The sequence below is a fragment of the Chitinophaga sp. genome (genome assembly GCF_036569125.1).
Taxonomy (GTDB): Bacteria; Bacteroidota; Bacteroidia; order Chitinophagales; family Chitinophagaceae; genus Chitinophaga.
The window spans coordinates 1-9,943 of record NZ_DATCRF010000240.1; the positions used below are offsets into that span (position 1 = coordinate 1).

General features: G+C 48.6%; 5 protein-coding genes. All 5 read left to right on the forward strand.

What is annotated here, in order from left to right:
* On the forward strand, nucleotides 1-2,233 hold a 2,233-nt coding region (locus VIM87_RS08515; protein ID WP_331996571.1), incomplete at its 5' end, for a fibronectin type III domain-containing protein.
* A gap of 7 nt (nucleotides 2,234-2,240) precedes the next feature.
* Nucleotides 2,241-6,224: a hypothetical protein gene (locus tag VIM87_RS08520; RefSeq protein WP_331996572.1), complete on the forward strand. Its 3,984-nt coding sequence runs from the start codon at nucleotides 2,241-2,243 to the stop codon at nucleotides 6,222-6,224.
* Complete coding sequence (locus VIM87_RS08525) at nucleotides 6,225-7,220, forward strand: PQQ-binding-like beta-propeller repeat protein (protein WP_331996573.1); 996 nt, start codon at nucleotides 6,225-6,227, stop codon at nucleotides 7,218-7,220.
* Between the two features lie 32 nt (nucleotides 7,221-7,252).
* On the forward strand, nucleotides 7,253-8,602 hold the full coding sequence (locus VIM87_RS08530; protein ID WP_331996574.1) for a PKD domain-containing protein: 1,350 nt from the start codon (nucleotides 7,253-7,255) through the stop codon (nucleotides 8,600-8,602).
* Nucleotides 8,595-9,943: hypothetical protein (locus VIM87_RS08535; protein ID WP_331996575.1), on the forward strand; the 1,349-nt coding region annotated here is incomplete at its 3' end. The genes VIM87_RS08530 and VIM87_RS08535, both read left to right, overlap by 8 nt.

Consider the following 9,943-nt stretch of genomic DNA (forward strand, 5'->3'; position numbering starts at 1 on the left):
GTTTATTCTGTGCCAGCCGCTGGCAGCGCAGCAGTACCCCGTGCGGGTACAGGTGCAAACGCTGCAGCCGGTATCAGCACAGCTCAGTAACCTGTATAGCGGTACGCAGGCGCGCATGATCGTTACCCTGCTGAACACCGACCTGCAAAAGCCGGTGCTGCAGGTGCGGCTGCGGCTGAATATCAAAGGCACCACGGTGGCGCTGCGCAACCGCGACTATGGCTCCTATCCACTCATAGCGCTGGAAGCAGGCATACCGGTGCAGCTATCGCTGAACGACCTGGCGCCGTATTTTAATATTGATAACATGGAAGTTTCCGGCGTGCCGCGGCAGCAATTGCAGCAAAGCGGCAAGCTGCCGGATGGCTTTTATAACTTTTGTATAGAGGTTGTGGAATTGAACAGCGGGCAGCTGGTAAGCAATGATAAACTGGGTTGCGCCCCGCCGGTGTGGATCAGCACCAGCGAACCGCCGCTGCTAAACCTGCCCCGCAAAGGCGAAGCCGTATCATTCCGCGATCCGCTGAACATTGTTTTTAACTGGACGCCCCGGCATATGGGCAGCCCCAATGCCGCCTTCCAGACAGAATATGAATTTACGCTGGTAGAGATCTGGGATACCGGCATTTTACCGGAAGCTGCTTTTAGCACCACTCCTCCCCTGTACCAGACCACTACGGTTAGCACTACGCTGTTATACGGCCCTGCGGAACCGCCCTTGCTGCCCGGCAAACGTTATGCCTGGCGCATACGGGCCAAAGCCAAACAGGGTATGGATGAATTTGACGTATTTACCAATAACGGCTATACGGAGATCTTCTATTTCACCCTGCAGGAAGATTGCTCGCCACCGCAGCAGCCCGTGGCCACGGTGCAGGATGGCCGCATCACCATTACCTGGCTGCCGCAGCCCAAGATGTTTGAATACCTGGTAGAATACCGGGAGCAGGGCAAGGATAACGCGGAATGGTTTAACGTAAAAACCACCAGCAGCGAAGTAACTATTTATGATGCAGTACCCGGCCGCAAATATGATTACCGTGTAGGCGGCTATTGTACCCTGGGCAATAAAACCCTGGGCGATGTGCATGGGTTTACCGTACCCTCCCGCGATACCACCGCTAACAGGAACTGCGGCCTGCTGCCGGATATTAAGCTGGCCAACCAAACACCCCTGAAGGAGCTGCAGCCCGATGACCAGATCATGGCCGGCGACTTCCCTGTACGGTTATTACAGGTACGCGGCGGAGGTTCGTTTAGCGGTTATGGTTATATCACCATCCCCTTCCTGGGCTACAACCGCTTAAAGGTGAAGTTTGATAATATACAGGTGAATACAGACCGGCAGCTGATGAGCGGCGTTATCATGAGCACATTTGATTCATTGGGAACACAGATCGTGGATGTAGATAAGGCAGTGCAGGCCATCAAGGATTTTGCAAGTGTGATCAATGACCTGGCGCATTTGGCTATAGATGAGGATTACCTGGCCATTAAAGAGCTGACGGAAGAGATCAGGGAAATGGCAGAGAAAGAGCTGCCGGAAGAGCTGAAGGAGCGTATGAATACTGCTGCCGATAATATGGAGCAATCCAAAAAAGAATACGACGAAGCAAAGAAAGAGTACGATGCAGCCCAAACACCGGAAGAAAAAGCAGCTGCCAAGAAGAAGATGGATACCGCAGAGAAGAAGTTTGAGGATGCCAAGAAGGAAGTAGCAGCCGTAAATAAGGAGAAGGAAGAGCTGGTGAAAGATGTGGCGGATGTACTGGTAAAAGCCATTAAAGCGCTGAAAGCAGAAGCCGACAAAACATCCGGCAGCACCAGCACCGACTTTACAACGCAGCAACGTCTGATCAAAGAAGCGGTGTTTGACAAGCAGGGTATTACCGGCGACACTACTGCCAATGCACAGATAGAAGCCCTGGGCGGCTTTGATGAAACGCTGACTGAAAGCGATATACCGGCCAGCTCTAAAGAATTTGCAGCACTGGTAAAAGACTATAACCAAAAACGTAAGCTGTTGATCACAATGAAGTTAATATTTGCCGCTTCCGATTTCTATAAAGATGAAGCAGCCGTGAATAACGACTTTAAAGATGATGTTGCGCTGGATGGCAAAACGCTTATTAAGGAGATCATGAGCATGCAGATGAAAGACGCCAGCAAGCAGGATATGATCAAATACGCAACAGAACAGCTGAAACTTAAAATTGACAACTTACTTAAATAACAGGAAAATGATCCGGTTACTGAAAAGGATACTGATTTGTATAAGTGTACTGTTAGGATACATACCGTTGTACGCATCGGCCTCACCGGCCGACAGCCTGGTAGACCGGTATGTGAACCGCTTAACCAAAGCCGTTAATAGTAAGATAAAGGCCGACAGGAATAAATCTGAAAAAGATTACCTGCTGGTATACGACGATCCTGCCCAAACCTTTTATTCGGATTATGTAAATAACGGACAGTACTTCTGGTTCAACGGCAATACCACACTGGAATCACAGGTACGTTCCCTGGTGAATACGGTACAGGCGCAAACCGGAACAGAGCATCTGTACGTAGTGCTGGCATCTATTTACAACTATGCAAAGCCCGAAGAGGTATCTGATATTAAATGGTCCAGTGTAAAGGCGCAGAATAAATATGAAGCAGCCGACGTTAACGCCAGCGAATCCATATGGAAAAGCGTTATTCCGAAAATAAGGCAGAACACAAAGTTATTATCTACCAACTCCGTATTATACATCATTTCTTATTTCACTAACATAAACGGCACCTATAAAGTAAGCCACCGTTGCTTTTACCATGGATCATCCTCCCTGGTGGTGAACGGTTTCCAGATCAATGCCACCGATTATGTAAGCAAAACCAACGGCGACAAAACCGATCAGAACAGCCTGCGTATAGGCTTTTTAAAACAAACCATACAGGCAGCCGCCAACAGCATTGCCAAGTTCAATGCCGACTTCAAGCAGGTGAACGAGGATTTTGCCAAGCTGGCGCCGGATAGCAGAGGCGTGAAGTTCTATAATGATTATAAGGACCTGTGCCCGGATCAGCTGATCCTGAAAAAACTGGCGCTGCTGATCAACAGCATGGACTATGACGCTTATGTAGCTTACCTGAGCGATAAGAAAACCGGGGATGGTTATTACCCGGCTGTGTTCCGTGGTTTTTATGACAACCTGTATAAGTTCAACGAGAATTTTAAAGAGATCACTAAACTGCTACCCGAGATCACCAGCCCTTCTCAGCTGGTTAAAGCGCTGGATGTATTCAGCGAGGGTGAATTAGCGGCGCTGAAGTACCCGGGGCGCATTCGCGCTATAACGATATTGAATAAACTAGAAGAGCTGAATGATAACTCGTGGTGGCAGCTGCTTAATACCAGCCGCTGGGTGAACTTTGCGAAGAGCGAAAGCGGCCAAACCGTTGTAAGCTCGGAAGATCTGATGATAGCGCTGATATCCACTACCCCCGACGACCAGCAGCCATCGCTGATGGAAGACCTGAAGGGTACGGATAAGAAGTACAAGCTGTTGAAAGACATTTTCAAGAAAATGGATGATGAGCCGGTAGGCGAAGGCAACTATTCAAAGCTAATGGGTGTGTTAGCGCCGATGGTGGTGAAGAATGCTACGGCAAAAGCGCTGGATGACCTGTACACCAGGAACAGGATCTTCTCCTGGGAAAATGGTAAAATGCAGAACATCATCCAGGACGAAAGCAAAGCGCCATCTGCTACCGTTACTCTCAATGGGCAAAGCATTACCCTGAATCCCCAGTTCGCGTTTTATCAGTACATGCCCAAGTATGATGAGGAGCTGGGCACCACCTTACAAAAATACGGTGTTGGTAAGCCAAAATGGGACCTGAAAGAAAATGGCATCTTCCAGCCGCCGCCGGCCCCGCCCGGATGTACCACCTGTGCCGACATACCGACCCGCATTATTGGAGAAGATGATGCATTGGAGCCTTTTGACCTGATTGCTATTATACCAACAACGGATATAAATTTTAACACCGGTTTTAGCGTAGCGGCAGACCAGATCTCTTTATTACCAGGTTTCTTTATTCAATGGTACCTGAAAAAAGTTGACAACAAGGAGATCAAGCATAATGTGAATATGACACTGGCGGCTGTTTCACTGGCCACAGGTGTAGGCGGTTTTGTTTCTGCAGCCACGCTGGGGGCCAGGATCCTGATCGTTGCAGAGACCTTCTTTGCTATCACGGCAATAGTAGGAGAAGAATACCCGGCCTTTAACAACTTCATGAAAGAGAACCTGGGCACTACCGGTTTCCAGATCTTTAAGGCAGTAGAATTTGGCGTGAACATGTTCTCTGCCGCCAAAGGCGTAGCATCATTGGGTGCGGGAGCCTATAATACCGCAAAAAAACTAAGCACCCTCTTTGTGGACCTTGTAAAAAGCCGGCCGGACTTCCTGGCTAAATTACGCGCAGCTTATCCGGCAAGGTTTAACCAGCTACGGGCATGGTTAAGTAATAAGGATATTGGGGGCATAGACGTAGCAGCCATTGCTAATACAGCAGGTAAAGCCGGCGGCAGCGCATATAAGGGGCTTGACTTTATGGCGGATTATAAGATCGTGGTGCAGGTAACAGAAGAATCATCTGCCTACCGTGCGTCCAGGTTATCCGGCGGGGATGATATTGTGAGGGAATCCGGCGCTTCGTTCTTTGAACCAGGCGGTGGCTCCGGCGGTAGTACGGGAGGCAGCACAGGTGGCGGTACCAGCGGAAGCACCGGTGGGGGTGGTACAGGTGGCGGCACGGCAACAGCCACTGCAAGCAGGACCAAGGTAGTGATGGAAACCCAAAAGATGGCCTATACCCTGGAAGACAGCAGGGAGCTGATACGTGAGCTGGCTTTGAAACAGCTGTTAACCGTATCTGAAACACCGGTAAACTTAGTACAGGTAACGGAGTTTACGCCTGCGTTAGCCGGCATGCTGCAAGCAGAACAGGTAGCACAGAAAGTGGCCAAGCTGAAAATTTTGCAGAACGTAACAGCCACCGCCAAAGCAGTAGTGGTAACGGTAGAAGAGGCAGACTACTTTTTATATGCACAGGGAGAAGCTAAAACTGTAGTAGAAACCTATGTGCAAACCAAACAGAAAGAAAAGGATAATACCTGTAAGCTGTGCACCGCAGAGCCTTTGATCTGTTCACTGGAACAAAGGTCAACCTACGCCAGTAAGGTACAGGCGCTGACCAAACTTTGTACCTATTTGCCCTTCCCCCAGTTAAAACCGGTATGTATGAAGCTGAATGGTTTACCTGTTGCTGACCTGAATACCTTCCTGAGCGATGTGGTAAATAATACACCGGCAGGCACTTCCTGTACCGGCATCAGTGTTTACCTGGCGCAGAGCATTCCTTTATTAACACCTGCTTTTGTAGATGCCTGGAAAATTTACCTTGATGCAAGCCGCAGCTGTTTGCGCATCAGCTATACACACCTGAATAAGCTGCAAAAGGCCATGAGAAATACCCAGCTCAGAAGCGCACCCTTTAGCCTTGCCGATGCAGACTTTGTAGATATTGCTAAGGCCTGTGCTGCCCAGAAAGAGCAGACCGCTATCGTAGATAATGAGATATTTGAGAACCTGGACGAGCTGGCCAGCAGAAGGCTTAACATCACCGGGTTTGGCGGTATGCTTTCCAACCTGGAAAATTCAAATCCTTTTTTCACGGTAACCGGTGGCAATTATGTGATCCGGTACATGCAGCAACATTCCAGTGAATTTAGCGGCTATACGAATATCCGCTTTGAAGAAACCACTGTTTTTGCTCCGCAAGACCTAAGGATAGCGGACCTGGTAGTAACCAACGGGAACAATGATGTGTACTACGAATTTAAAAGCTATGCTACCAACAGTTTGCCGCCCTCTACTTTCATGCAGCAATTCACCAATGATATACGGCGGGCTAACGTGAACTCGTTCAACCAGATGAAGTGGCTCTTTGACGGTACAAAAACCACCAGAAACGATGTATATTTAGCGATTAAAAATGAACTGCTTAAGCCTCAGAACCAGGCCCTGCTGAACAATGTTAAAACATTCAGCATGTTTGACCAGATTGCGGTAGCCACCGACTCCGAATATACGGTTGGCGGCCTTGCCAGCCTGGTTACTTACCTGGAAAATGATGCCGGCTGGTTCGATTACATCTTTAAAATTGTGCCGTAGATGTTTACACCGTTCCAACAGCTTGAAAAAGTAAAATATACTTACCTGCATAAACAGGAACTGATCATTTGTTTTGCAGATAAAGGAATAGCTATTTACCGGGAAGAAGCACCCGTGCAGGTATCTGCTGTTTCACCCTGGTATGCATGCAGGTTCAACGACTGGCTATTATTCCAGGCGGAGAATGAAGGGCCTGTACAATACCTGCAAACCGGCAGCTGGCAACAACCCGCCGGTATCCTTGAAGGCAGTTTTTTACTATACAAAGCATTAACGGATGGCAACACTATTTATATTCCGGCAGCTAATAAATTACAGGCCTTTAATGAACACCTGCAGCCGGTTAATACTTATAGCGTGGGAAGGGCGCCGGCAGCTATTTACAAGGACAAATATTTCCGGTTGGTACCGCATTTAAGCGGCTTTTCCCTGGCCGATAATACAAAGTTATGGGAGGTATCCAATGATGCTTTCCTGGAAGATAAAACGATGCTGCCGGAAAGTTATTTCAGCCTGCAGAACGGCCTGTTAATTATCCGCTCAAAGTTTGAATCATTTAAGAACTACCTCACTGCTTTTGATGCCAGCACCGGTATCATTACCTGGCAGCACCATGGCTTTTTGCCGGCTACCCAGTACATAGGTGATGAGATCTTTGTATTCTCTTACCTGATGACACCGGGCTTACAGGGCCGGTTGTGCATCATTAACCGTGAGAACGGGGAAATATTAAAAGACGCTGACCTTACGGATGAACTAACCCAACAGGGCTTTAAGGCATCAGATTATTACCGCCTGGTAAAACAGGACCATTACCTGTACATCATGGCTGGTTACGGGAAAGCGCTGTATGCCTTTAATATGAACACTGATAAAATAGACTGGCAATACAAATTTAATATTCCGGCACAATGGCTTACTGATATAAAGTTATATAATGACAGTTTATTCATTACAGATGAACAGGAAAATGTGCATGTTCTCAAACGAAGTTGATAGCATGTTACGCTAATTACCCTTATACACCTATGATCCGGACTATACCCTATACCCTATTCCTCCTGGCCCTTCTTTTCAGCGCCTGCTATAAAGAAGTGGACCGGCCGTTGACCGCCGACTTTACTTTTGTGCTGGCAGACAGCTCGCACACCGTGCCTGCCACCGTAAACTTTTCTAACCGCAGCGTGGGCGCTACCGGTTTTAAATGGACCTTTGAAGGCGGGGAACCCGGCACCTCCGACTACGAGAACCCCGGCAGCGTTACCTTTAAACAGGCCGGTAATTATAAGATCACGCTGGAAGCCTGGAATGATGATACCCGCCAGACCAAGACCATTGATATACACCTGGACAGCGCCGTGCAGGTAGCTTTTGATGCAGAGATCCAGGTGAATGATTTTTCGCCGGTGCAGGTAAAGTTCACCAACCGCACAATAGGCGCCAGCACCTACCACTGGACCTTTGAAGATGGCACGCCCGCTACTGCGGATGCAGCGGCCCCTCCCCTGGTTACATTTACCACACCCGGCCCGCATAATATTACGCTGCAGGTAGGCAACGGCGGACAGCAATTTTCCATCAGCAAGACCATTACTGTAAAACCAGCGCTGCATGCGGCTTTTGAGATAACGCCCTCTTTCCAGGACGATGACCTGGAAGCACCGCTAACGGCTATACTAAAAAGCGGCAGCAGCAGCTACCTGGTTCAAAAATGGCAATCGTCCGGCGGCGGGGTACTGGCCAGCGATACCTCCTCCAATACCACTGTATATTTTAAAGACCCTGGTACATACACCGTTACTTTAACCAACGGCAACAATAAAGACAATCAAACCGTAACCAAAACCATTACCGTAAAACCCAATACCAAACTGCGTACGCTTACTGATGTGCAGCTGGGCATCAGCACCGCCCATACGGATATTGGCTGCTTTTACTCCACACGCTTACGAAAGGTGTTCAAGAAAGGCGATGATCTTTCTGCGGCAGGTAAAGAGATAGATATTGTATTCTTTGGCCTGAACCGGAGCTTCACGTTTAACAAGTTCATTACGCCGGATTCGGCCAGCAGCTATACTTTCCCGGCCATACCCGGCGCCATGGCCACCCGCTTTATTAACAAACAGGAGCTGTGTAATTGCACCACACCATTTACCGTTGCAGATTTTGACAATATGCTGAACGATGCGCCCCTGCAAACCCTGCAAGTGCCGGCCAATGCTACAGGCACCATACAGTTCAACAGCGATCTGCTGCCCCGCATAGTATTGTTCCAAACAGCAGACGGGCGTAAAGGCGCCATTAAAATAAAGGACTACGTACTGGAAGGCAGCACCGCCTACATATTAGCGGACATTAAAATACAGAAGTATGAATAAGGGCCGCATCCTATCCCTCTGTGTGGGATTGTTGTTACCCATGTGCACATTTGCCCAGAGCTTTGACCTGGAACACATTGGTGATATGTTTGGTAAAGGCAAGCCTATTAAAGTGAACGGCGGCCTGAATGCCAGCACTGTATTGAACAGCGGCGGCGGATACAGCCGGCAGCCTTTTACCTGGTTCCTGAACGGCAACCTGAATGCTAACCTGTTCGGACAGCTGAACCTGCCCTTTTCCTTTAACTTCACCAATGCCGGCGCAGGTTATTCATACCCTAACATGCCTAACCGTTTAAGCCTGCACCCTACCTATAAAGGGGTAACTGCGCATATAGGCGATGTATCTATGTCGTTCTCACCCTATACATTGAACGGGCATCAATTCACCGGGGTAGGCATTGACGTTATGCCGGAAAGCGAGTGGAGCGTAAGCGTAATGTATGGCCGCTTATTACGCGCCGTGGATTATGACAGCACCAACCGCAGCGTGCTGCCCAGCTACAAGCGTATGGGCTATGGCGCCAAGCTGGGGCTCATGAAAGAGAAATATGCGCTGGGCGCCAGCTTTATACGTGCAGAAGATAAGGTAGATCCTATGCAATACCTGCCGGACACCCTGCACATTTTTCCCAAAGCCAACCTGGCGGTAAGCTTAACGGCCATGATCCGCCCGCGGAAGGGATTGGAGATCACTGCGGAATATGCCAACAGCGCTATGAAGCTGGACAAACGCGATAACAACGGTGTATCCAAAGCATCCGGCGGTAATATCCTGGGCAGCATTTTTATGTATGACCAGCGCCGTACCTATTTCTTTAAAGCCATTAAGGCCGGTATGAACTACTCGTTCTACAAAAGCACCATTGGTATTGGCTATGAGCGTGTGGATCCTGGCTACCAGACCCTGGGGGCTTACTACATGAATAACGACCTGGAAAATATTACCGTTAACTTTTCACAGCCTTTCCTGAAAGATAAGGCCAGTATATCGGCCAACGTAGGCTACCAGCGGGATGACCTGAACCATACCAAATCAGGCGCTACTTCGCGCATGGTAAGCTCACTGAATGCCAATTATATGCCCAATGAAAAGTTCACCGCCAGCTTCAGCTACTCTAACTTCCAAACCTATACGCATATTAAACCGCAGTTTGAATATATTAACCAAACCGGCCCATATGTGGATATGGATACCCTGAACTTTAAACAGATCTCCCAGAATGCAGGCCTGAACCTGAACTACAGCCTGCGGGTGAATAAAACGAAAAGCCATAACATTAACATGAACCTGAGCGTGCAGGATGCAGCTGATATTCAGAACGGCGTGTTATGGAAAGG

Bases quoted from the DNA above. Each gene is read 5' to 3' on its own strand.
- VIM87_RS08520 (WP_331996572.1), top strand. From the start codon at position 2,241: ATGATCCGGTTACTGAAAAGGATACTGATTTGTATAAGTGTACTGTTA.
- VIM87_RS08525 (WP_331996573.1), top strand. From the start codon at position 6,225: ATGTTTACACCGTTCCAACAGCTTGAAAAAGTAAAATATACTTACCTG.
- VIM87_RS08530 (WP_331996574.1), top strand. From the start codon at position 7,253: ATGATCCGGACTATACCCTATACCCTATTCCTCCTGGCCCTTCTTTTC.